The organism is Roseinatronobacter bogoriensis DSM 18756 (assembly GCF_004366635.1).
Taxonomy (GTDB): Bacteria; Pseudomonadota; Alphaproteobacteria; order Rhodobacterales; family Rhodobacteraceae; genus Roseinatronobacter; species Roseinatronobacter bogoriensis.
Window position 1 is genome coordinate 131,614 of the sequence record NZ_SORN01000007.1, and the last position, 22,431, is coordinate 154,044.

Sequence of the window (22,431 nt, forward strand, 5' to 3'; positions counted from 1 at the left end):
CCGTCCAGACGGTATAGTACCACCCCTCAGAATTCAAGCCCTCAAGGTGGATCTCTCCATGGCAAAGCGTTTCATTATCGTAATCCTGCTGCTTTCGCTGGTCGGAGGCGGGCTGATAGGTTTCAATCTGTTTCGCGACCGAATGATCGCGCAGTTTCTGGCGGATCGGCCTGTTGCAGCGCTGCCTGTCGAAACGGTCGTGGCCGAAACATCGACATGGCAACCTTCGCTAAGCGCAATTGGCACGGTCAACGCGGCGCAGGGCGTGGAGCTTACGGTCGAAGCGGCGGGGATCGTGCGCGAGATCGGATTTGCGGCAAATGATGACGTTCAAGCAGGACAAACGCTTCTGCAACTCGATGATGAAATGCAGCAGGCTGACCTTACCGCCGCGCGAAGTCAGCTTGATCTGGAACGCGCCACACTTGCCCGCGAGCAGGAACTGCAAAGTCGCGGCGTGGCCAGTGACGCAAGGCTTGACCAGACCCGAGCCGCATTCGACGCAGCGACCGCGCAACTTGCGCGCGGCGAGGCTGTGATTGCGCAGCGCCGCCTTATAGCCCCGTTTGATGGCACGATCGGCCTGCCGCGGGTGGATCGCGGCGCATATGTCTCGCCCGGTACCATTATTGCAACATTGCAGGATCTGGACACCATGCGCGTGGATTTCAGCCTGCCCGAACAAGCGCTGCCTGCGCTGTATATTGGTCAGCGGCTTCATGTGCGGATTGATGGTGACACGCGCGAATTTGATGGCGAGATTACAGGCATTGATCCGCGCATCGACCCCGGCTCTCGGATGGTCGCAATTCGCGGCAATGTCGATAACCCTGACCGCGCGCTGACACCGGGCCAGTTTGCCCGCATACGGGTTGATCTGCTGCAGGAAGACGGCGTGATCACCTTGCCACAGACTGCCGTCACGACCAGCCTCTATGGTGATTTCGTCTATGTTGTGCGTGAACGCGAGGAAGATGCCGACACGCTTGAAGTGCGGCAGGTGTTCGTCACGCTTGGGCGGCGCGATAATGGCCGGATTGAGGTTGTCGAAGGTCTGAGCGCCGGTGAACATGTGGTGTCATCCGGTCAGAACCGCCTCTCGAACCGTGCCCCTGTAACACTCGCTGACTCACAGGCACCGGAGGCAACGCGATGAATATTTCTGCGCCATTTATCAAACGGCCAGTCGGGGCCAGCGTTCTTGGCCTTATGATCATGCTGCTGGGCTTGATGGCCGTGTTCGGGCTACAGACGCGTCAGTATCCGCAAGTCGATGAAACTGTAATAACAGTGACGACAGTCTATCCCGGCGCGTCGGCAGAGTTGATACAGGGCTTCGTCACAGCGCCGATTTCGGCAGCTGTCGCCTCGGCAGAGGGAGTCGATTACGTCACCAGCCAGTCGCGGACCTCAGCCTCTGTAGTGACAGTGCAGATGCGGCTCGGGCAAGACCCGGATGTGGCGCTGACCGAGGTCATGTCCAAGGTTCAGGAGGTGCGCGCGCGCCTGCCATCAGATGCGCAGGACCCCAGCATTGTAAAAGGCACCGGCCAGACCTTTGCGACCATGTATCTGGCTGTCCAGAACCCCGAAATGACGGCCGAACAGGTGACTGAATATATCGAGCGCGTGATCGTGCCGCGCATGTCCACCATCGAGGGGGTGGCCGAAAGTCAGGTCATGGGGGCGGCAAATTACGCGATGCGGGTCTGGATCGACCCGGTGCGGCTGGCAGGCCACAACCTGACTGCGGGCGAGGTGACACAGGCCATCAACGACGCGAACTTTCTGGCCGCGCCGGGCCGAACACGGGGCGAATTGGTGGGCTATGCCATCACCATGGATTCAACCCTGCAAACCCCCGAAGCCTTTGGCAACCTGCCTTTGGCTGGCTCCGGCTCTGAGATCGTTCGTCTGAGCGATGTTGCCCGGATAGAACTGGCAGCCGAATCCACCGACATGGTTGTCAACTTCAATGGCGAGGACGGGACATTTATTGGCGTATTTCCCAGCCCCGGTGCAAACCCGCTGGATGTGTCCGCCGCTGTGCTTGCAGAACTGCCTGCCCTGCAAGCCAGCCTGCCTGATGGCATGACGATGGAACTGATGTATGATGCGACCGAACAGATTGCAGCCTCTATCAACGAAGTGCTGCAGACCATCGTGCAAGCCACCGCCATCGTGGCGCTTATCATTCTGCTGTTTCTGGGGTCGATCCGTTCAGTGTCGGTGCCACTGGTGGCAATACCGCTATCGCTGGTGGGCACGCTCTTTATCCTGTTGATCATGGGCTATTCGATCAACCTGCTGACCCTGCTTGCGCTGGTGCTGGCTATCGGGCTGGTGGTGGATGATGCGATCATCGTGGTTGAGAATGTGCAACGCCATATCGACGATGGCCAGACCCCGATGGAAGCGGCCTTTACCGCCATGCGCGAATTGTCCGTAGCGATCATTGCCATGCTCACGACGCTCTTCGCGGTTTTTCTGCCGCTGTTCTTTGTCGGCGGGCTGACGGGAGCGCTGTTTCGTGAATTTGCGGCGGCCCTGGCGGGTGCGGTCTTCATCTCGGGTGTCGTGGCGCTGACCATATCGCCAATGATGGCGGCGCGGGTGCTGCGTCCCGGTGGCGGGGAAAACCGTTTCCAACAGCGTCTGAATACGGCATTCACCCGATTAGAACGCTGGTATGTCCGCAGCCTGAACGCGTCGCTCAGCTTTGTTCCTGTCACCGCGATGGCAGTGGTCGTCTTGATGGGCCTGACGGGTTTTCTGTTTCTCAACACATCGTCCGAACTGGCACCGGAAGAGGATTCAGGCGCGCTGTTCTCCTTTGTCAATGCACCGTCCTATGCCACCACTGACTACACCACCCACTATGTCAGCCAGATGCGCGAACGCACAGCCGATCTGCCGGAACTGGCTGCGAATTTCTCAGTTGTGGGCTTTGGTGGGCAGACCAATTCGGGCATCATGCTGTGGGCCTTCGACGATTGGGCAGACCGCGACCGCAGCCAGGCCGAGCTTCAGCAAGATCTACAGGCCCGTATCGAACCGATTGCCGGTTTGCAGGCCTTTGTCTTTGCGCCACCGTCACTGCCCGGTGCGGGCGGCGGGCTGCCCATCGGGCTGGTTGTCCAGTCCACAGGCGACCCGTCAGAGGTCTATGAGGTCGCCGACCGAATCCGGCGCGAGGCAGAGGCATCTGGCCGGTTCCTCGTGGTGCAAAACTCGATGTCCTTTGACACCACGCAGGTTGTCGTCACCATTGACCGGGACCGCGTGGCCGCGCTGAACCTTCCGGCCAGCCAGATTGGCCAGACTCTCAGCTTGCTGGTGGGCGACGGGGCCACGGCACAATTCGACCGCGACAGCCAAAGCTATGATGTCATCATGCAGGTGCCGCAGGAATACCGCGACAACCCCGAACGATTGGGCGACATATACCTGCGCGCAAGGTCGGGCGAGTTGGTGCCGCTCTCGGCGGTCGCCGACATCTCGACGGCCGTGGCCCCGCAAGCTATCGAGCAGTTCAATCAACTTAATTCCGCCACGCTGACCGCCCTACCGATGATCGGCACCTCGACGGGCGACGGGCTGGCGGCGCTGGAAGAAATCGCGCGCGCCGAATTGCCCGATGGGTTCTTTCTGGATTATGAGGGCCAGTCGCGGCTGGAAATGGCCGAAGGCAATACCGTGGCCATCGCTTTTGCGCTGGCAATTGTAGTGATCTACCTGGTGCTTGCGGCACAGTTCGAAAGCCTGCGCGACCCGTTCATCGTGCTCATGTCCGTGCCGCTGTCGATCTTCGGGGTGATCGTGCCGCTCAACCTTGGGTTGGGGACGCTGAACATCTACACACAGGTGGGGTTGATTACCCTGATCGGGCTGATCACGAAACACGGCATCCTGCTTGTTGAATTTGCCAACCAACTGCGTGTTGCCCAGAGGCTGGAGCGCGCGGCGGCGATCGTCGAATCCGCACGGCTGCGGTTGCGCCCGATCCTGATGACCACAGCCGCCACTGCCCTGGGTGTGGTTCCGCTTATGCTGGCCGACGGCGCAGGCGCTGCCGCGCGCTTTGCCATGGGGCTTGTGATCTTTGCAGGTATCACCGTCGGTACAGTCTTTACGCTGTTCATCGTGCCAGCTTTCTATGTGCTGATCTCGAAGAAAGAAACAGCCGCGGTATCGGTCTCTGTTCCGCAGGAACCAACTCTCAGCTGACACGACGAAAAAGCAGAAGATGTGCGACCTGAGGCACAATGCCGTAATTCCTTAAAGAGGCTTGGTGCGGCAACACGCTTCACCAGGTCTGACTGACGGCTCCGCGCATGCAGCATCTCAGCCGGCCTATAACCGGCAGGCAGCCTTTCAGGCCAGTGTCACCGAAGCGGTCAGTCAGAGGGACTGTATCGAGAATGATGTCCTTGCATATAGCGTTGCAGGACCTCGGGCGCAGCCTGCATGGCGGTTTTGAAGCGGTCCAGATCGGCCTTGCGTTCGTTTTGCAAGGTCCCCTCGACAATCAGGATCAACCCACGCCCTAGTCTGGCGGGATCAAGGACCGCAATTTCGGCATTGATGATAACTTTGCTTGACCTGCCAGCATGGGCACAAGACGTGCTAGAAGAGCACCCCACCAAGGTCCGGGAGCAGGCAGTGCCGACCGGTCCGTGCATATACCGCCTGCACGGGATCGTTGGCTTCTATGGGCCTACAATGAAGGCGCTGATTCAAGAAGAATTCGGTGATGGCATCATGTCCGCGATTGGGTTTGATATGGTCATAAGCCGCGTTCCCCACCCCAAAGGGGACCGAGTGAAGGTTGAGGTGACTTGTAAGTATTTGGCCTACGCCAACTGGTGACTTCCGTCGTGGCAGGGATCAGCCGATACTTGAGCGTCTACAACACGCACCGCCCGCATTCTTCGCTTGACGGGAGCACACCCGATCAGGCCCACGTCAACCATCAAATCCCCGAAGCGGTAGCGGCATAACCAAGGCGGAAAACCACTTGGCAAACGCCCGGAATCTGTTCAGATCAACCCAACCGCCTGTGAGCGACGCAGCGCGTCAAACCGAAGCTTTGCCGCCAAGGTCTGTCGCGCTGCAACCGCCACTATGTGTCAGTCCAAACGCGCGACCACGCCATCCGCAAAGGCGGCGATCAGCGTTTCATAAGCGCGCTCACTCTCTACATTCTCAAACAAAAGTGGATCACCAGTTTCGTCGACAGCCGTCACGCCCGACAATGACACGCTCAACTCGTAAGAGTTGAAATTCGCGTTGTTGTTTTCGTCAGTGATGTTGACCTGACCAACAAGCACCGACTCGTCCAGATCGAAATTGCGCTCGAACGCATTTGCAAGTGCAACTTCTTCCAGTCGAACCGAGATTCTGACACCTTCATCGTCAACTTGATCCAGCACTCCGGCAAGGATTGCATTTTCCAGATCTGCCGCAATGGAGGACCAGAATTGTGCGGCACTTTCATCGCCAATGGCAGTAATATCGGCAGCAACGCTCACTTCTGATACCGGGACGCCATCTGCCAGTGCGGTGCTGGATGCAAGCGCAAATACTGCGGATGCAAGGGTGTGGGAAAGTTTCATCTTTCGTTTCCTTTTTGCTGACATGGTCGATTGCCGACCTCATGACAGCAAAAACCCTGCAAGCATTTCAACGGTTCCCGACAGGTAAAATCTTGCGCGGAATTCCGACTATAGCGATCCACTTTCGCATTGCCCTCTTAAACCGCTTCAACGCCGCAGGTTATGAAATCCATTCAGCGCAACATGCTTTTGGTGTCGGATTTCATTCCCGTCACTTTGCTGCTGATCTTGCGACATTCTCTTCGATCGTTTTGCAGTTCTTTGCGGCCCACTCGCAAAGTGCAAACAGCGGCTCCACCAAGCTTTGCCCAAGATCGGTGAGCCGATATTCCACCCATGGCGGGTTTTTGTCCGCATACACCTGCCGAGCTACCAGACCGTCTCGTTCCAATCCACGCAGTGTCATGGTCAGCATCCGCTGCGAGATATTTTCGACCTCGCGGCGGACTTGGTTATAGCGCTTGGGCCGCTCTGACAGGATTAGAACAACCAGTACGGTCCATTTATCACCGACCCGTGACAGAATAGGCGAAATCCGCGCGCAGTCGCCGGGCACAGACATGTTCCCTAGTCTCATTCACGTGTCTCCTTGTGCCAAATTTCGCTTCCTCTAGATACCCTAGGCACAAATAGTAACCATATAGGAAAGACACAATGTGTAACCTTTGCAAGGCGGGTTTTCCACAAGGCCACAACAACCCGACGCGCCGTGCATTCCTGCGGGGCGCCATGGCGTCAGCTGCGGCAGCGGCGTTTCTGCCAGCTTTTCTGACGCGTCCGGTCGCAGCACAGGAAATGCCTTTGGGGATAGGGCAGGCAGGACGTCGAACATTGATCAAAGGCGAGCATATCCTGAGCCAAGACAAAACGATCGGAGATTTCACGGGGGATGTCCTGCTCGAAGGCAACCGTATTCTAGAACTGGGACCGGAGATCGACGCCACAGATGCGGCAGTGATTGATGCAAAGGGCCGGATTGTGATGCCGGGTTTTGTCGATACCCATCACCATCAATTTGAAACCTCGTTGCGATCCTACCTACCAAATGGGATCATGTATGAAGATCCGACGCGCCCGGGCGAGCCGAATTACCTCGATGATATTCTTGGGGTCTTTTCCAGAGTATACCGGCCGGAGGATGTATATATAGCGCAGCTTTTCGGTGGGCTGAGTCAATTGGATGCCGGTGTGACGACCGTTCATGATGTGTCGCAGATCCATCATTCGCCAGCCCATTCAGATGCGGTCATATCAGGCATGCAAGCTGTGGGCCGTCGTGGTGTCTTTGGGTATTTCGAAGGTTACGGTCCGGACCTTGCCTATCCACAAGATGCGCGTCGCATTCGTGATGAATACTTCGCGTCTGATGACCAGTTATTGACGATGTTGATGGGGGGCGAAGTCTATTTGCCCGGTGTGGATCCGTTAGAGCTTTGGCGCTTGGGACAGGAACTGGATCTGTTGATCGGCTTGCATGTTGTTGGGTCGTTGGGAATGCAGGAAACGATGGATGCGCTGATTCCGCATTACACCGACAAGCATCTGTTCATTCACATGACCGGCATGTCTGATGCAGCCTGGAACCGCGCGCAGGAAGTGGGCGCGCACATTTCACTGTCTGTTCCGATAGAAATGCAGATGCGCCACGGCCTTCCCCCGATCCAGAAAGCCATCGACATGGGCATGGCGCCATCGCTGTCCGTTGATGTGGAATGCACGATGACCGCAGATTTTTTCACCCAGATGCGCAGCCTGATGACCGTCCAGCGTATGTTTGCAAACCAGATTGCCCTGGAAGAAGGGCCGGAGGAGGCACCGGCGTTGATGGATGTCCGCGATGCAATCACTTTTGCCACGGTCAATGGCGCTGCTGGCTTGAAACTGGACCACAAGATCGGCTCGCTTACACCCGGAAAAGAAGCAGACATCATTCTTCTGGATGCTGATGCCTTGAATGTCGCGCCTTTGAACAACGCAGCAGGGGCCGTTGTGACGCTGATGGAACGGTCGAACGTGGAAACCGTTCTGGTGGGCGGGCAGATCAAGAAGTGGAAAGGGGCAATGGTTGGTCACGATATCGCCGCCCTTCGTGAACAGATTGTAGCGTCTCGCGACTACTTGTTTGAAACGGCCGAAGTCGAAGTGCCGCTGTTCGACTGACGTCATGACACTCCACACGCCACGGGCGCCGCCCGTGGCGTGTGATGCGCAATCAGCCTGCGCAAAACATCATTCGACTGATTTTAATCGCAAGCCTGTCAATCTGCATTCAAAACTGACCCAGCGTGACCCTTTGGAAATGACCCACCGCATCCAGTCGCGCAGGCGCAGCGTGTCTTCAGGATCGCTGAATTGGCCATAAAGTGCGACAAGCGCGGTTAGCATCGGGAACAGCGACAACCGCACCCGGTCACGCGTCACGGCGTCTTTGATGCGCCAGACGATTTCGCATGGAACCTGTGCAGGGCCACGCTCCATACGGTTGGCGCGCCCGACACCTGTTTGCCTTGCGCCTGCAAGACTTGGCGTGCGCCGGTGCGGGAACCTGAACGCGGCTGGGGCGTTGTGTCTGGCGGTCTACTGGTCGGATGCTCATGCAAAATTTCCAATACACATTTCTATCGCTGCGGTTTTCGCAGTATGGCTTGATAGCGAAACTGTTGTTAGCGTTACTGGCGCTGGCCAAGCTTGGGCTTGGCGCGGTGCTGATCTGGGTGGGGGTTCAGATCGCCTTGAACGGCGGTGGCCTGTATTATGCGCTGGCGGGATTATTACTACTTGCAGGTGCCGCAGGGCTGATTTTTGCCCCTGTCGGTGCAGCGCTGTTGCCAAGCGGACTTTTACTTGGTCTGACCTTCGCTTGGGGTTTGATCGAGATTTCTGAAAATGACTGGCTGGTGTCATGGCAATTCGATCTGTTGGGCCGGATCGCTGTGCCGGGGTTACTTTTCGCGGCCTTGGCGCTCATTGTCGTCTGGGGCAGCGCACGGCACATGCAGCCGCGCTGGCTGCGTCCTGCAGGCTGGGGAGTGCTGGCTGTTGCAGTTATCGGGGCAATTCTCAGCGTGGCGTTGGTTTGGGAACGGCCGACAGCCCCTATGGGCCGCGATACGAATGCCACGCTTTTTGACGGGCACAACACAGCTGACGACTGGACAGCTTTCGGTGGCTCGGCCTTGGGGGCGCGCTACTCTCCTGCGGTGCAGATTGACCGCGACAATATTGACGAGTTGGCCGAAGTCTGGCGCGTCCAGACGGGGGATATGACCGAAAATGACCGAATTCACTACAGTGCGCAGAACACGCCTGTGTATGTTGAGGGCCGCCTTTACGCCTGCACACCCTCGAACAAGGTCATCGCGTTGGACCCTGCCACCGGGCAAACAATCTGGCGGTTCGACCCGCAAACTTCCGAAGTCGATATGGAGTCACTCTTCTCTGTCGCCTGCCGCGCAGTGGCGCACCATCGCAACAGCATGGAAGATGGCACCTGTGCCGCGCGGATCTATATGGCTACGGTCGATAGCCGCCTCTTTGCGCTTGACGCAGCGACAGGAACCGTCTGCACGGATTTCGGCACGCAGGGCATTGTTGATCTGGCCGAGGGGATGGGCATTCAGGAAATCGGCCTTGCCTCGTCTACCTCTGGTCCGGCAGTGGTCGGCGATCTGGTGCTCATCGGCCAGCAGGTCAGCGACAACCAGCGCGGCGATGCGCCCTCTGGCGTTGTGCGCGCCTATGATGCCCTGACGGGCGATCTGGTCTGGGCATGGGATGCGCTGCGCCAAGGCATAGCGTCTGACCCATTGCCAGAGGGCGAGGTGTTCCCGCGCGGCACGCCCAATGCGTGGAACGTGATCTCTGGCGACCCCGAAGCGGGGATTGTTTATATCGCTACGGGCAATTCCGCCAATGACCATTGGGGCGGGGCACGCACCCCCGAAGAAGACCGCTTTACCTCTGCCGTCATTGCGATTGATATGGAAACCGGCGAAACGATCTGGGATTTCGCCACTGTTATCCATGATCTGTGGGACTACGATCTGGGCGCACAGCCCGCATTGATGGATATTCAGATTGAAGGCGAGACGCGCCGCGTCGTGGTGCAAGGCACCAAGCAAGGCTCCATCTATGTGCTGGACGCGGCCACGGGCGCGCATCTGCGCCCGGTCGAGCAGCGCCCTGCGCCGCAAGCTGCATTGCCCGGCGACTGGACAAATGAGACGCAACCGCAAGCCGTGTTCTATCCGAATTTCGCAGGCCGCATCGGTCCTGACCCCGAAACGCTGCGCCATACGCAGACATGGGGCGTGGCGATGATTGACGCGGCGCTGTGCCGCCGGGACTTTCTGAGGATGGACTATCGGGGCATTTACACGCCGCCATCGGAAAACCCGCATGGGATGCTTTTGCATCCGGGCACAGTGGGCGGGATCAATTGGGGTGGTATCGGCCTTGATCTGGGCCGGGACATCCTGATCACCAATCATTCGCGCCTGCCAAATGTCGTGACCATGTTCCCGCGCGAAGAGGTCGACGACCTGCCCGTAGGCCTTGGCGGCGCGCGGCCTGATCAGGAGATTGCGCCGCAATGGCTGGCCCCTTACGGCGTGACCCGACCAATGTGGCTGTCAATTTTGGGTGCCCCCTGTATCGCGCCGCCATGGGGCTATCTGGCCGCGACCGATCTGCAAAGCGGTGAATTGCTCTGGTCGCAGCCCTTCGGCACGGGCTTTGACACCGGGCCAATGGGTCTGCCCACCTTCCTGCGGGTGCCTCTGGGCACAGTCAACATCGGCGGGCCACTGGTGACGGGCAGCGGTATCACCTTCATCGGGGCCGCGCAGGACAACTTCTTCCGCGCCTACGAGACCGAGAGCGGGCGCCTGTTATGGTCCGCGCGTCTGCCCTCGGGCGGGCAGGCCTCGCCCATGAGCTATATGCATGAGGGCCGCCAGTATGTTGTCCTCCATGCAGGCGGGCATTCACGGCTGGAAACGACAGTGGGGGATTCCATCATCGCCTATGCGCTGCCGCAATAGACCCATCTGGCAACAAACAGATGACAAGCATGACCGAAGAAACCCTGTTGAAACTGTCGATTGCGGCAACGCTTCTGGTGGCAGCGCTTGGCATTGTCATGGGTCTGTGGACCGGGTCGCGCGCGATTGTTTTCGATGGCGCCTTTTCATTGGTGGATGCCGCGATGAGCGCTGTATCATTGCTTGTTCTGGGGCTGATGAAATCCTACGCCCTTTCGACTGCGCGCGGGCAGAAACTGGAGGCACGGTTCAATTTCGGATTCTGGCATCTGGAGCCGATGGTCTTGGCGCTGAACGGTATTCTGCTGATGGCAGTCGCCGCTTACGGGCTGATCAACGCGGTCGAGTCGCTTCTGGCAGGCGGTCGGTTGCTGGATTTCGATCTGGCGCTCTATTACGCGGGGGCGGCAACAGTGATCTGCTTTGTCATGGCCGCCCTAGGCTACCGCGCCAACCGGCGTTTGCGATCCGGTTTCGTCAAGCTTGATGCGCAAGGCTGGCTGTCGGCCGGGGCGCTAAGTGCGGCGCTGGTCTTGGCTTTCGGATTGGCTGCGCTGGTCGCGGACACGCGGCTCGCGCCCGCCTTGCCCTATATCGATCCGGCCATTCTGGGGCTGATCTGTCTGGTGCTTATACCAGTGCCCGCCGCCATTACCCGCAAGGCGATTGCGGAAATGATGCTTGTTACACCGACGGATCTTCGCGCGCGCGTTAATGCCGTCGCGCGGCAGATCACGCAGAAATATGGGTTCCTGGCCGCGTATAGCTATGTCGCGCGCGTGGGTCGCGCCGAACAGATCGAGATGTATTTCGTCGCCCCTGCCGATATGCCTGCCCGCCCCCTGTCTGACTGGGACAGGTTGCGCGACGAAGTGGGCGATGCCTTGGGCAATGCTGGGCCGGATCGCTGGCTGTCAGTCACCTTTACCGCTGACCCAAAGTGGAGCGCATGATGCGCGACTTGTCACGATCACAGGGGCGCGCCTTGTGCCTTGCGATTGTCGGCTTCGGGCCGCGTGGACTTGCGGCGGCGGAATATGCGCTCGCTGCCATGCCTTCATGCAGGATAGATATCTTTGATCCCTCCGCATTCCCTGCAGCGGGGCCGAATTTCGCCCCTGCAGAGTCGCCGCATTGCTTGCTCAACCTTCGCGCCAGCGATGTGAACTTGCCTTCGCCTGTTTTGCAGCGGCTCCCCTCGTTCAGCGCGTGGGTTGCGCAGGCGGCAGGGCAGGACGTCAGCCCCGATGACTACCCATCTCGGCGCTCGCTTGGGGACTACCTGACCCTGCGCTACGAGACGCTGAAACAGGCTTTTCCAGATGCGTTGACGCATCACCGCAGCGCGGTGCTAAGGGCGTGGAAAGACGTACAAGGCTGGTGGATTTCCACACATGGGCATGAAGCAGGGCCTTTCGACGAAGTTTTGCTAACCTTGGGCCAGCCGTCCAGCAAGGCTGACCCAACTTGGGAAGATTGGCGTGCACGCGCGGCACGTTGCGATGTGGCGCTGTCAGCGGCCTATCCCGGCCATGCGCTTCAGGCCAAAGCGGCAGACTGGGCGGGCAAGACGGTCGCAGTACGTGGACTGGGGCTGTCCACACTGGATGTCGTCGCAATGCTGACCTTGGGACAGGGCGGGCGGCTGGAACATGGGCGCTATATCCGCTCAGGGCAGGAGCCTGCATGTATCCTGCCCTTTTCGCTTGACGGTATGCCGCCCCTGCCCAAGCCTGACCTTGCGACCGAACCCCGTTTCACGATGTCTGACAATGAAAGCAAAGCCTTGCGCAACACCCTCGAATGCGCGTTATCTCTGCCCCCGGACACTGCCATGGAACAGATCACCCAAGCGCTGGCGGCACCTCTGTACCGTCAAACCGGCCAAGACCCGTCGGATTGGCTGGCGCGCGAGTGTGCCAGCGCCGGGGCGCAGGATATGTCTCGCGCGCCGGTGGAGATGTTGCGCGAGGGTATTGAGATGGCTTCAGGACGGAGGCCCGCATCGGTTGGATATTGCACCGGTCAGATCTGGCGCGCGCTACAGCATGACCTGCGCGCAGTATTTCAGCGCTGTGACAGCCGCGCCGACACGCGCGCGGTGATACTCGGTTTCGATCGCGGGCTGAAACGCATGAGTTATGGGCCGCCGCTCTCTTCTGCAAGACTGCTGCTTGCGCTGGTCCAGGAAGGGCTCGTCCAGTTGAGTGTCGCCGATGACCCGGAGGTCACTCTCTCGGATGCTGGGTGGCGACTGCAAGGCCGCGCCACGGCGCAGGTCATGGTCGACGCGGTTTTGCCTGCGCCGCGACTGGAGGTGATCGAAGACCCACTCATCCGGACATTGCTGCGCGACGAAGTCCTGCGCGAGGATCCGACAACCGGCGGCATTGCGGTTGATCGCGCGGGCCGGGCTGCGCAGGGGCTCAGCGTGCTCGGGCGGCTGACCGAGGGGCGCAGCATCGCGACGGACTCCTTGCATGACTGCTATGGGGCGATGACGCGCGCGTGGGCAGGCGCTCTGGCTGATGCTCAGGATCAGGGCGCCGCCCGCGGCGTCTGGGAAAGTTCGCAATGCTGACTGTGTTTCGCAGATACCGACGCGCCATTATCGCAGCCATCGTCACGCTTGCTCTGACCCTTGTGGCGGTGGTCGCGGCCCTGAACCTGATGCCCGACAGGCGCGAGTTGCGCGGGCCAGTGACGGCACAGATTGCACCAACAGATTCCGATTTCCAGCGCACCATGGCAGGGCTGTTCGGATCGAGCCTGATGGACGGCAACAGTATCGACATCCTTCAGAACGGCGACGAGATTTTCCCGGCCATGCTAGAGGCCATAGCCAGCGCGCGGACCAGTATCAATTTTGAAACCTACATCTACTGGACCGGTCAGATTGCGCAGGACTTCGCGCAGGCGCTGGTCGAGCGTGCGCAAGCGGGGGTGGAGGTGCGGGTCTTGCTGGATTGGGTGGGGTCTGTCTCGATGGATGAGGCGCTGATCGCGGCGATGGAAGATGCGGGCATCCAGGTCAAACGCTTCCGCCCTGTCCGCTGGTATACACTGGACCGGATCAACAACCGTACCCATCGCAAGTTTCTGGTCGTTGATGGGCGTGTCGGCTTTATCGGCGGGGTCGGCATAGGGGATGAATGGCTGGGCGATGCGCGCACCCCCGACGAGTGGCGCGAGACGCATTACCGCGTCACGGGGCCTGTGGTCGCCGCGATGCAAGGCGGGTTTGTGTCGAACTGGGTCGAAGATACGGGCGAGGTGCTACAGGGGGATGCTTTTTTCCCACCGTTGGAGCAAACGGGCGATATCACCGCGCAATTGGTGCTCAGCTCGACCGGCAGCCGCAATTACATACATCTGATGCTGATGACGGCTCTTGCGTCAGCGCAAGAGCATATCCGCATGACAACCCCATATTTCGTGCCCGATGAAGTGGCCATTGCCCAACTGCGTAACGCCCGCGCGAGAGGTGTCGAAGTGGATATCATTGTCCCGGGCGAGCATATGAGCAAAGAGATGGTGCGTTATACGTCGAGACATCTGTGGAAGCCCCTTTTGCAAGCCGGCGTTCGGATTCACGAATTTCAGCCCACATTCATGCACGCGAAACTGTTGATTGTGGATAATCAGTTTGTATCCATCGGATCGACCAATTTTGACGAACGCTCTTTCCGACTGAACGACGAGGCCAATCTGAACGTCTATGATCAGAGCTTCGCAGCGGCCAAGACCGAAATATTCGAAGCTGATCTCTCGCGCGCGCGCGAATACACCCTGCAAGACTGGCAGAATCGCCCGATGGACATAAGAGTGAAAGATTGGGCCTGGAGTTGGCTGCGCACACAGTTCTGACACTCAAGTCTGCGCCACCTGACTGAAGGTTCCACAATACAAGACGAGGGGCAGCTATGCGGGATTCTGCCCCGGATTTGCGCTAGCAATGACCATCTGTGGAAGAATCTGGTCATTCGCGTCTCATGATGTCTGCTTGCTCCGAAACTCTGCTCGGGTTCCAGTAGCGGCGCGCTGGCTACACTTCCCCGTCTCTGCGATCAATTTGACCAAGTCATCGAAATTGATAGATATTGCCGTTCGGTAAGTCTTTGGGGAGGGAGGACGCATCGTTGCCCAAGACGCATGCAAAAGGCAGGCCCTTTGTGCGAAGCACTCTTGCAAGATCGAAACTTATACCTGATCTCAAATGCATATCGAGATTTGCGAATTCTGGCGCGCGCTGTTCCAATATGTTTTGTACATCCGGGGCCGTTGCAGCGTAAAAAAGAGTCAAATCCGCGATCAGAAAGCTCATCCTCAGTATCCATCGCAATGAGTGGGTTAAGGTTCCTTCCATGCGGATTACACATATGGAAGGGCTGCGTTCACGCGATTTCGCCGTATTAAAAGTCCGCCGCAGCGCGTTTTCTGCGCCAGATTTTCCACAGCGGCACAAGCAACAAGACCATACTGGCGAGAACGAACCCGGCAGAAATCGGTCGCTCAAGAAACACCATCGGATCTCCGCGCGCGATCAGCAGGGCACGGCGCAGGTTGGTCTCGATCAAGGGACCGAGAACAAACCCGAGTAGCAGCAGCGCCGGGCTGAGTTTGGCCAGCGTCATCAGATACCCCGCCAGCCCGATGCCTGCGACCAGCACGATGTCGAATGCCAGGCCGCGCACGGAATATACGCCAAGGCACAGGAAGACGATGATCGCGGGATAGAGGTAGTTGAACGGGATGCGCAGCATCGCGATCCATATACCGATCAGAGGTAAGTTGATCAGGATCAGAAGCAAATTGCCAATCCCGAAGCTGGCTACAAGCCCCCAGAACATCTCGGGTCGGGCCTCGAGCATCATCGGGCCGGGCTGGACGCCGTGAATGATCAAGGCCCCTAGCATAAGCGCCATGATCGGATCGCCGGGGATACCGAGTGTCAGGGTCGGGGTGAAGGCGGTGATCGAGGCCGCGTTATTGCCCGCTTCGGGACCGGCGACGCCCTCAACAGCGCCCTTGCCGAAACGTTCGGGTTGACGCGCAAGCCGGCGTTCGGTCGCATAGGCGAGAAAGGCCGACAAGGTCGAGCCCGTGCCGGGCAGTGCCCCGAAAAAGCTGCCCAGAGTGCCGCCGCGCAGGATCGGCAGCGGGAGGCGGCGCAGGTCATCGCGCGTGGGCAGTAGGCTGCGCAGCGGAATGCGGGCGGCGATGCTCTGCCTTTCGGGATTGCGGATATTGGCGATTACTTCGGCCACACCGAACAAGCCCATCGCGAGCGCGACAAGGTTCAGGCCGTCGAGAAGCTCGGCATGGCCGAAGGTAAAGCGCTGCGCGCCTGAATTGACATCAGTCCCGATACAGCCAAGCAGCACACCAAGCGTGATCATCGCGAAGCCCTTGGCCGGGCGCGAGGCGCCAATCGTCGATGCCGCAACCAGACCGAAAATCATCATCATGGCGTAGTCAGCGGCGCCGAAACGAGTGGCCAGCCCCGACAGCCAGCCCGCCAGCATGACCAGAACCACGATCCCGATAAGGGATCCGGAAAAAGACGACACCATCGCCGTGAACAGCGCAATTCCCCCGCGCCCCTGTTGCGTCATCGGGTAGCCATCGAGCGTGGTTACAGCAGATTGTGGTGTCCCGGGCAGACGCAACAAGATCGACGCCACAGCGCCGCCATATTGCGCCCCGTAATAGACACCGGCCAGCATGATCAGCGCGGCTTCGGGGCTCATGTAGAATGTCAGCGGCAGCAGCAGCGAAATGGCGGCCATCGCCCCGATACCGGGCAGCACCCCCACGAAGGAGCCCAGCAGCACGCCGAGGATGCAATAGACCAGCACATGCGGCTGTAATGCGAAGCTCAGCCCCAGAAGCAGGCTGTCCCAGGTATTCATAAAGGGTGCCTCATCATAGCCGAGGCCAGAGCGGGAGCGTCATACGCAGCCCGACATGAAACACCAGCACTGTCACAAGCGTGATCGCCAGTGCCAGAACACCGCGCCAGACCCAGCCCCTCCGCTCGGCTGGCAAGGTCGCGATAAGAACGGTCGCAAAGGCAGTGCCGACAAGGCCCAGTCGCGGCAGTGCTAGCCCGAAGACAAGCACCGCTGCGAGTATCAGGAGCAGTGACGCGATATCGAATGGCACCCCCTCGCTGCGCCGCCAGAGACCGGGCAGAGCGATGATCAAGCCAAAACCACAAAGGGCAACACCCATTGCAACGGGGAAGAAGCCCGGCCCCATCTGGCGCAGCGTTCCAAGATCGTAATTCTGCCAGGCATAGAAAGCGGCGCCGATGCCGATCATCGCGAGGATCAGACCGCCCCAGACCTCTGGCCAATCGCGTTGCATTGCGGGGCTCTGGTTATTGCGCCTCGATCCTGTCAATCACTGCGCCCCACATTTCGGTATCCGCTGCGATCCGATCGGCCATGTCATCAGCGGTGCCAGGGGCCACTTGCCAGCCCATGCCCAGCATCCGTTCCTGCACTTCCGGATCACTGAGGATTTCGGTGATCTCGGCACTCAGCCGGGCGATTATCGCCTCGTCCGTGCCTGCCGGGGCGATGAAGCCGTTCCATAGCTCGGCACGGAAATCATCCGACAGCCCGGCATTGCCCGCGATCAGCGGCACATCCGGGGCTTGCCCAAAAGGTTCGGAGGAGGTTATGCCAAGTACATTCATCGTGCCAGCCTCGACAAAGGACATCGCTGCTGAGGGTGCCATGAACCCCGCATTGATCTCGCCGCCGATGATCGAGGTTGTCACTTCTGCATAGCTGGTGAAGGGAATATGAAGCATGCTGACCCCAGCCTCAGCGGCAAAGAGTTCAGCCGTGAGATGCGCGCCCGAGCCTTGCCCAACCGAGCCGTAGGTCAGCGCGTCAACCTCGGCCCCGGCGGCCGCGATAAAACTCTCCAGATCCTCGATCCCGCTCGCGCTGGCCACGGCCAGTACCAGCGGCGAGGTCGCCAAAAGCGTGACCGGCGCGATATCTTCCGCGACGTTGAAGCCAGTGTCATCCATCATTCGCTGCGCTGTCGTCATCGGCCCGTTGATGGTGGTTCCGAAAGTATGCCCATCACCAGCAGAGACCAGCATCTGCTGAATCCCGATCACTCCGCCCGCACCGGGGCGGTTTTCGATCACTACAGGCTGACCAAGGCGCTCTGACAGAGCCTCGGTCACGATCCTCGCGAGCACATCCGGCGAAGAGCCTGCAGGAAATCCGACAAAGACGCGCACAGGTTGCGAGGGCCAGTCGGCCTGCGCCGTGGCAGGCAGCACTACGCTACAAATAGCGCCGGCCAGCGCCAAACGCCAAGTGATCGATGTGTTCATGATGTTCTCCCGTTTCGTTGCGTGCAAAGAACCAAGACTTTGATTTGAATGCAAGGGCTTTGGTGCAGATAGTTATCGACCCTCCACTCAGCCCTGATCTTCGGGTTCGCGCAGGGTCACTTCCGGATCACCATGGATTTGCGACTCGTCCGTGAACGTGATGCGCATCCCCCAACCACAAAAGGGTCGGATCAGCCACAAAAATGCCCCTACATCAAGTTTCTGGTCATCAACACAAACCACAAGGTCGCCGTCCACGCCCTAGCTGCCCTTGGCCCGATTACCCCATCTCAACCGGGGTGAAGGTGATTTCCCGGTCGGGGTGCGCATCTTGCAACCCGGACATGGCCTCCATCCACCCGTCACCGCCCCACTGGTTCGAGAACGCGTATGTTCGGCCATTGCGACGGATCAGCTCATCCTCGCTGCAAAAGAATCGGTTCGGGCGGAACTTCCGGCCACCTGCCGACATAGCAATGTCGGCCAGACGCATGAATTCATCCCGGTCGACCTCACCATCCACGGCATAAAGCGCGCGACCGGCACGACGACCACAATGCGCCACAAGGACCTCCGGATCGAGACCGCTATCCACCAAGTGCCGGAACACGAGATAGAGCGCACGTCGCTTCGTCTCAGCCAGGTGCTTTTGCGCGCCGAGTGTCACATCGTATCGCGTGAAATCTGCACCACTTGTGCGTGCCTCACGCTCCTTGCGTGCCTTCTCACGCACCTGGACCTGATATTCAGCGGCCTCGGGAAGCGGGATGATCTGTTGGACATCCACCAGCACGCGCCCATTCATGTCGTAGGGCTGCAGCCGCACGCAGCGAATGTCGATGCCGCGATCAATCAGCCAGAGCACCGATGTCGTCACCTCACGGCTGAACTCGGCGGAAGCCAGAACAATCCTGACGTCCTGCGCGAAAGCATCCTCATCGGGCTCGTCCCATCCGAGGAAGTCGAGCAACTCGGCCCGCGCATCCGTGTCCGCCTTTTTGATTTGAGTCAGGTAGCGATCAAACACATCAACGGCTTGGTCGAAGGTCATGGTTGAGACCATCGCTGCGTAACGGATGGACTGCAGCTCCATGTGGCCGCCGTCTTCGGTGCGCTTTAGCTCAATCACCACAAGGTTCGCATTCCGGTCAATACCGAGAAGATCGATGCGGCGGCGCGACTCGTTCCAGTCCCCGAATTCTTCCGCGATCACGAGCGTGTCAGGCGCAATAACAGAGATGTTCGCCCGCAGAAGGCGCTGCAGGTCGCGCCGCTCCTGCATCTGCGCCTGCGCGAAGGTTGTCGTGCTGAGGGCACGGATATCATCGCTGGCAAATTCATAGATCGGCATGGGCAATTCGGACCTTTCAGAACCTGCACCGACACAAGCACAGCTACAACCCATGGGCAAGCGCTGCACCCGAGAATACCTGTGGAATAACAACTCAACCGACACATGCGGCCCCCCTGAGCAGTAGGACCACCCGCTCTTTACGGACCAGCCGTACCCACCGCATAACCTTTGCGACTCGACCGGCATTGGCCTGCGTGGCACAAGGAAGCTCGGCGCCGTGTTGTACGAAGGCCAGTTCCAGGTCTTGTGCTTTGTAGGGGGCCAAGTGCTCACGTACAGTTGCTACCCTACTGGATTCAAACAGTGAATCCCTTACGGCATTTGTGCAACAAAGCCGGCAGGACAACACAATTTCATTTCGACCGCCGTCTCAGGTTTACGAAACTCAGCAGAGCCAACGCGCTCAGGACTATGGCCATACCGAGACCTGTCATCATATCTGGCCGTTCACCCAGTTGCAGCCAGCTGGCTACAATCCCTACAACGGGCACCAGAAGGGTGGAGAGGCCCGCCGCACCGGCCGACATGCGTTCTAATATGAAAAGCCATAGAAACCATGCCACACCCGTCGCAAGGATAGAACTATAAGCGAGCGCGCCCCAGAAGTAAGGGGCCGGCGTCAATGGCTGGGTTGGCAAGAACAACACCAGTGCCCCCAAAAGGAACGCACCGAAAAGCATTTGCCAAGCGGTGAGCGCCAGCAAGCTTGCGCCCGTGCTCCTCGGCATTTTTCGTGCAATTGCCGCAGCCACCGCCCAAATGAGCCCAGCAAGCACAGCCAGCAGGGCCCCGTCACGCGCAAGGGTTCCATCCGTCCAGGGCTGTACGATCAGCACAAGCCCCCCTGCTGCGCCCAGAACAGCCGCAAACGCCCAAGCACCGATACGCTCGCCTAGAAACAGTGCAGCAAGCGCGACAAGCCAGAAGGGCATTGAATACACGACCACGACCGTCCGCCCCGCTTCGCCTGACACCAATGCCCATTGGATAAGTGCGCCGAACGCTGCCGTCTGCAAAATACCCAGCAAGATCATAGGCTTCCAATGCGGGATCGGCAACCTTTTCCCGGTCAACAGCGCGAAGATAAAAAGCGACAAGGCCCCGATAAATGTCCGAGCAGCAGTAAAATAAAAAGGGTCGGCATAGTCCAGAACCTCTTTCATCACCACGAAGTTGTAGCCCCAAATAGCCGAGAGCAGGAGCAGCGCGCCAAGCGCCGGCCCATCAATGGCCAGCGCGCGCGTTCGGGCTCGTAGTTCACGCATGCAGGCTGCGCCGTAAGAAATGGCCGGGCGTTATTTCATCCATGGTAAACGGCACTGGTTCTGCTCCAACGGAGCGGATTGGACTTGCGATCTCACGCGCGATTAACTTGCGGTCGCGACGCTGGTCGGGATGGGCAATCGGAACCGCATCAAGCAACCTTTTGGTATAGGGATGCGCGGGCGCGCGCAAAATTGCATCGCGCGGTCCTATCTCGATGAGTTCGCCTTCATACATGACCGCGATCCTGTCCGAGACTTTCTCAACCACAGCCATATCGTGGGAAATGAAAAGAATCGCCACGTTGAATTCGGCTTTAAGTTCGGCAATAAGGTTAAGAATCTGTCCCTGAATTGACACATCGAGAGCCGAGACTGGTTCATCCGCGATGATAACCGACGGGTTCAGAGCCACAGCCCGCGCGATACAGACACGTTGACGTTGCCCCCCAGAAAACTCGTGTGGAAAACGGTCCGCCGCTTCCGGCGGCAGGCCCACGCGCTCAATAAGCGCAGCTACACGAGCGGCGATCTCTGCTTTACTTCCAATCCGATGGATTTCCAGCGGTTCGGCTATAATGTCCGCGACACGTTTGCGCGGGTTAAGACTTGCGAATGGGTCCTGAAATATCATCTGTATACCGCCGCGCGCGCGCATCATTTCCTGATGATCAAATTCCAGAAAGTTGGCTCCATCCAGCAAGATACGCCCGCTCGTGGGTTCGCTCAGGCGCAAAATTGCCTTCGCAAGGCTGGATTTACCACAACCACTCTCTCCGACCAGTGCAAGCGTTTCCCCACGCGCCACGTCGAAAGAAACATCCTCGACTGCGTGAACGTTCGCACGAACCCGACCAAAAAAACCACCGCTCAAGGGATAACGGACGACAAGATTTTGGACGCTCAGTGCCGGGGTAGTCGTTTCTTTAGTCTTGTTTTTGGACGCGGGCGCTGAACCAAGCTTTGGTGCTGCGTCAAGAAGCAAACGGGTATAGTCATGTCGCGGAGTCGAAAAGACAGTATGAACATCTCCTTCCTCAACCACTTCACCGCGCAGCATTACCTGCACGCGATCCGCTATTTCGGCAACGACCCCCATATCGTGAGTAATGAACAAGATCGCCATACCTGTGTCGCGCTGTATTTTCTTTAGCAGCGCCAGAATTTCAGCCTGCACGGTAACGTCCAATGCAGTCGTCGGCTCGTCCGCAATCAGCAGATCGGGCTTGCAAGCCAGCGCCATGGCGATCATCACACGCTGCCGCATTCCGCCTGACAGCTCATGCGGATACTGGCGCAACCGACGCTTAGGTTCGGACAAACTCACCTGCTCCAAAGCTTCAAGGCAGATCCTCTCAGCTTCGGCGTGCCCCACGTTTTGATGACGTTGCACTGCTTCAAAGAGCTGAAAGCCTACCGTCAGCACAGGATTCAGCGAGGTCATCGGTTCCTGGAAGATCATTGCGATACGGTTTCCACGGATCTTTTGCATCGCCGCTTCTGACTGGGCAAACAAGTCGACCTGAAGTCCTGCACCATTTTCAAGCCACGCATGGCCACCGGTGATGCGCCCCCCGCCGAACTCGATCAGGCGCATCGCCGCCTTTGCAGTAACCGACTTGCCTGAGCCGCTTTCACCGACCAGTGCCACGACCTCGCCCTTCGATATCCGAAGCGATACGTCACGCACAGCAGGCATATCGTTGCCAGGAAAGGTTACGCGCAGACACTCAATCGACAGCAGTGTGTCTGCAATAACCTGATGATCAGTCAACTCGGAGGAATGGCTACTCATTGT

The 22,431-nt window shown here is 58.8% G+C and carries 20 protein-coding genes and 1 pseudogene; 9 read left to right on the forward strand and 12 right to left on the reverse strand.

Features of this window, described 5'->3' with window-relative positions; genetic code table 11:
* Positions 1-58 precede the first annotated feature (58 nt).
* Positions 59-1,156 carry an efflux RND transporter periplasmic adaptor subunit gene (locus tag EV660_RS14355; protein WP_071479453.1) on the forward strand — a complete coding sequence of 366 codons (1,098 nt, stop codon included), beginning with the start codon at positions 59-61 and terminating at the stop codon, positions 1,154-1,156.
* Positions 1,153-4,227 carry an efflux RND transporter permease subunit gene (locus tag EV660_RS14360; protein WP_071479452.1) on the forward strand — a complete coding sequence of 1,025 codons (3,075 nt, stop codon included), beginning with the start codon at positions 1,153-1,155 and terminating at the stop codon, positions 4,225-4,227. The genes EV660_RS14355 and EV660_RS14360 overlap by 4 nt, the downstream gene beginning before the upstream one ends.
* A gap of 170 nt (positions 4,228-4,397) precedes the next feature.
* Here the strand turns inward: EV660_RS14360 and EV660_RS18920 are convergent, their stop codons facing one another.
* Complete coding sequence (locus EV660_RS18920; RefSeq protein WP_232727333.1) at positions 4,398-4,538, reverse strand: hypothetical protein; 141 nt, start codon at positions 4,536-4,538, stop codon at positions 4,398-4,400.
* Positions 4,539-4,584: 46 nt separating this feature from the next.
* On the opposite strand from EV660_RS18920, the gene EV660_RS14365 reads away from it, so the two are divergent.
* Together EV660_RS14365 and EV660_RS14370 are read left to right on the forward strand one after the other, a co-directional pair.
* The gene (locus EV660_RS14365) at positions 4,585-4,869 is read left to right on the forward strand and encodes a cyanase (RefSeq protein ID WP_232727334.1); all 285 of its coding nucleotides are present in this window, start codon (positions 4,585-4,587) and stop codon (positions 4,867-4,869) included.
* 11 nt (positions 4,870-4,880) lie between these two features.
* A pseudogene (locus EV660_RS14370) lies at positions 4,881-5,000 on the forward strand (IS3 family transposase); the annotation flags it as partial.
* Between the two features lie 129 nt (positions 5,001-5,129).
* On the opposite strand, the gene EV660_RS14375 reads toward EV660_RS14370, so the two are convergent.
* Positions 5,130-5,615 carry a hypothetical protein gene (locus EV660_RS14375; protein ID WP_071479451.1) on the reverse strand — a complete coding sequence of 162 codons (486 nt, stop codon included), beginning with the start codon at positions 5,613-5,615 and terminating at the stop codon, positions 5,130-5,132.
* A gap of 211 nt (positions 5,616-5,826) precedes the next feature.
* The gene (locus EV660_RS14380) at positions 5,827-6,177 is read right to left on the reverse strand and encodes a winged helix-turn-helix transcriptional regulator (RefSeq protein ID WP_232727335.1); all 351 of its coding nucleotides are present in this window, start codon (positions 6,175-6,177) and stop codon (positions 5,827-5,829) included.
* A gap of 167 nt (positions 6,178-6,344) precedes the next feature.
* Between EV660_RS14380 and EV660_RS14385 the strand changes: the two genes are divergently transcribed.
* Positions 6,345-7,775 (forward strand): amidohydrolase family protein, encoded by a 1,431-nt coding sequence (locus EV660_RS14385; protein ID WP_246028978.1) that lies wholly within the window; start codon positions 6,345-6,347, stop codon positions 7,773-7,775.
* Between the two features lie 69 nt (positions 7,776-7,844).
* Here the strand turns inward: EV660_RS14385 and EV660_RS14390 are convergent, their stop codons facing one another.
* Positions 7,845-8,036, reverse strand: a complete 192-nt coding sequence (locus EV660_RS14390; RefSeq protein WP_134047595.1) for a hypothetical protein — start codon at positions 8,034-8,036, stop codon at positions 7,845-7,847.
* 239 nt (positions 8,037-8,275) lie between these two features.
* On the opposite strand from EV660_RS14390, the gene EV660_RS14395 reads away from it, so the two are divergent.
* From EV660_RS14395 to cls, 4 genes are read left to right on the forward strand one after another with little or no spacing between them, the layout of a single operon-like run.
* Positions 8,276-10,657: a pyrroloquinoline quinone-dependent dehydrogenase gene (locus tag EV660_RS14395; RefSeq protein ID WP_157798875.1), complete on the forward strand. Its 2,382-nt coding sequence runs from the start codon at positions 8,276-8,278 to the stop codon at positions 10,655-10,657.
* 20 nt (positions 10,658-10,677) lie between these two features.
* Positions 10,678-11,610 (forward strand): cation diffusion facilitator family transporter, encoded by a 933-nt coding sequence (locus EV660_RS14400; protein WP_184409760.1) that lies wholly within the window; start codon positions 10,678-10,680, stop codon positions 11,608-11,610.
* Entirely contained in the window at positions 11,607-13,238 is a 1,632-nt protein-coding gene (locus tag EV660_RS14405) for an FAD/NAD(P)-binding protein (protein ID WP_071479447.1), read from the forward strand. The genes EV660_RS14400 and EV660_RS14405 overlap by 4 nt, the downstream gene beginning before the upstream one ends.
* The gene (gene cls, locus EV660_RS14410) at positions 13,232-14,524 is read left to right on the forward strand and encodes a cardiolipin synthase (RefSeq protein ID WP_071479446.1); all 1,293 of its coding nucleotides are present in this window, start codon (positions 13,232-13,234) and stop codon (positions 14,522-14,524) included. The genes EV660_RS14405 and cls overlap by 7 nt, the downstream gene beginning before the upstream one ends.
* A 214-nt stretch (positions 14,525-14,738) precedes the next feature.
* On the opposite strand, the gene EV660_RS14415 is transcribed toward cls, so the two are convergent.
* The 8 genes from EV660_RS14415 to EV660_RS14445 form a co-directional block, all read right to left on the reverse strand.
* On the reverse strand, positions 14,739-14,981 hold the full coding sequence (locus tag EV660_RS14415; protein WP_071479445.1) for a hypothetical protein: 243 nt from the start codon (positions 14,979-14,981) through the stop codon (positions 14,739-14,741).
* 88 nt (positions 14,982-15,069) lie between these two features.
* Positions 15,070-16,569, reverse strand: a complete 1,500-nt coding sequence (locus EV660_RS14420) for a tripartite tricarboxylate transporter permease (RefSeq protein ID WP_071479444.1) — start codon at positions 16,567-16,569, stop codon at positions 15,070-15,072.
* Between the two features lie 13 nt (positions 16,570-16,582).
* Positions 16,583-17,026: a tripartite tricarboxylate transporter TctB family protein gene (locus tag EV660_RS14425; protein ID WP_071479443.1), complete on the reverse strand. Its 444-nt coding sequence runs from the start codon at positions 17,024-17,026 to the stop codon at positions 16,583-16,585.
* A gap of 13 nt (positions 17,027-17,039) precedes the next feature.
* Positions 17,040-18,017, reverse strand: coding sequence for a Bug family tripartite tricarboxylate transporter substrate binding protein (locus EV660_RS14430; protein WP_071479442.1), 978 nt, complete (start codon positions 18,015-18,017; stop codon positions 17,040-17,042).
* An 87-nt stretch (positions 18,018-18,104) separates the two neighbouring features.
* Entirely contained in the window at positions 18,105-18,275 is a 171-nt protein-coding gene (locus tag EV660_RS18675) for a DUF7713 domain-containing protein (RefSeq protein WP_157798876.1), read from the reverse strand.
* A 22-nt stretch (positions 18,276-18,297) separates the two neighbouring features.
* A complete protein-coding gene (locus EV660_RS14435; protein WP_071479441.1) occupies positions 18,298-19,368 on the reverse strand; it encodes a PDDEXK family nuclease in 1,071 nt (356 codons plus the stop codon).
* A 356-nt stretch (positions 19,369-19,724) separates the two neighbouring features.
* Positions 19,725-20,636 (reverse strand): DMT family transporter, encoded by a 912-nt coding sequence (locus EV660_RS14440; RefSeq protein ID WP_071479440.1) that lies wholly within the window; start codon positions 20,634-20,636, stop codon positions 19,725-19,727.
* On the reverse strand, positions 20,629-22,428 hold the full coding sequence (locus tag EV660_RS14445) for an ABC transporter ATP-binding protein (RefSeq protein ID WP_071479439.1): 1,800 nt from the start codon (positions 22,426-22,428) through the stop codon (positions 20,629-20,631). Before EV660_RS14445 ends, EV660_RS14440 begins: the two co-directional genes overlap by 8 nt.
* Between the last annotated feature and the right edge of the window lie 3 nt (positions 22,429-22,431).

Coding starts and splice junctions, on each gene's coding strand:
- EV660_RS14420 (WP_071479444.1), bottom strand. CDS start 16,569: ATGAATACCTGGGACAGCCTGCTTCTGGGGCTGAGCTTCGCATTACAG.
- EV660_RS14380 (WP_232727335.1), bottom strand. CDS start 6,177: ATGTCTGTGCCCGGCGACTGCGCGCGGATTTCGCCTATTCTGTCACGG.
- EV660_RS14445 (WP_071479439.1), bottom strand. CDS start 22,428: ATGAGTAGCCATTCCTCCGAGTTGACTGATCATCAGGTTATTGCAGAC.
- EV660_RS14355 (WP_071479453.1), top strand. CDS start 59: ATGGCAAAGCGTTTCATTATCGTAATCCTGCTGCTTTCGCTGGTCGGA.
- EV660_RS14405 (WP_071479447.1), top strand. CDS start 11,607: ATGATGCGCGACTTGTCACGATCACAGGGGCGCGCCTTGTGCCTTGCG.
- EV660_RS14365 (WP_232727334.1), top strand. CDS start 4,585: ATGATAACTTTGCTTGACCTGCCAGCATGGGCACAAGACGTGCTAGAA.
- EV660_RS14375 (WP_071479451.1), bottom strand. CDS start 5,615: ATGAAACTTTCCCACACCCTTGCATCCGCAGTATTTGCGCTTGCATCC.
- EV660_RS14385 (WP_246028978.1), top strand. CDS start 6,345: ATGGCGTCAGCTGCGGCAGCGGCGTTTCTGCCAGCTTTTCTGACGCGT.
- EV660_RS14400 (WP_184409760.1), top strand. CDS start 10,678: ATGACAAGCATGACCGAAGAAACCCTGTTGAAACTGTCGATTGCGGCA.
- EV660_RS14435 (WP_071479441.1), bottom strand. CDS start 19,368: ATGCCGATCTATGAATTTGCCAGCGATGATATCCGTGCCCTCAGCACG.
- EV660_RS14425 (WP_071479443.1), bottom strand. CDS start 17,026: ATGCAACGCGATTGGCCAGAGGTCTGGGGCGGTCTGATCCTCGCGATG.
- EV660_RS14440 (WP_071479440.1), bottom strand. CDS start 20,636: ATGCGTGAACTACGAGCCCGAACGCGCGCGCTGGCCATTGATGGGCCG.
- cls (WP_071479446.1), top strand. CDS start 13,232: ATGCTGACTGTGTTTCGCAGATACCGACGCGCCATTATCGCAGCCATC.
- EV660_RS14415 (WP_071479445.1), bottom strand. CDS start 14,981: ATGAGCTTTCTGATCGCGGATTTGACTCTTTTTTACGCTGCAACGGCC.
- EV660_RS14360 (WP_071479452.1), top strand. CDS start 1,153: ATGAATATTTCTGCGCCATTTATCAAACGGCCAGTCGGGGCCAGCGTT.
- EV660_RS14430 (WP_071479442.1), bottom strand. CDS start 18,017: ATGAACACATCGATCACTTGGCGTTTGGCGCTGGCCGGCGCTATTTGT.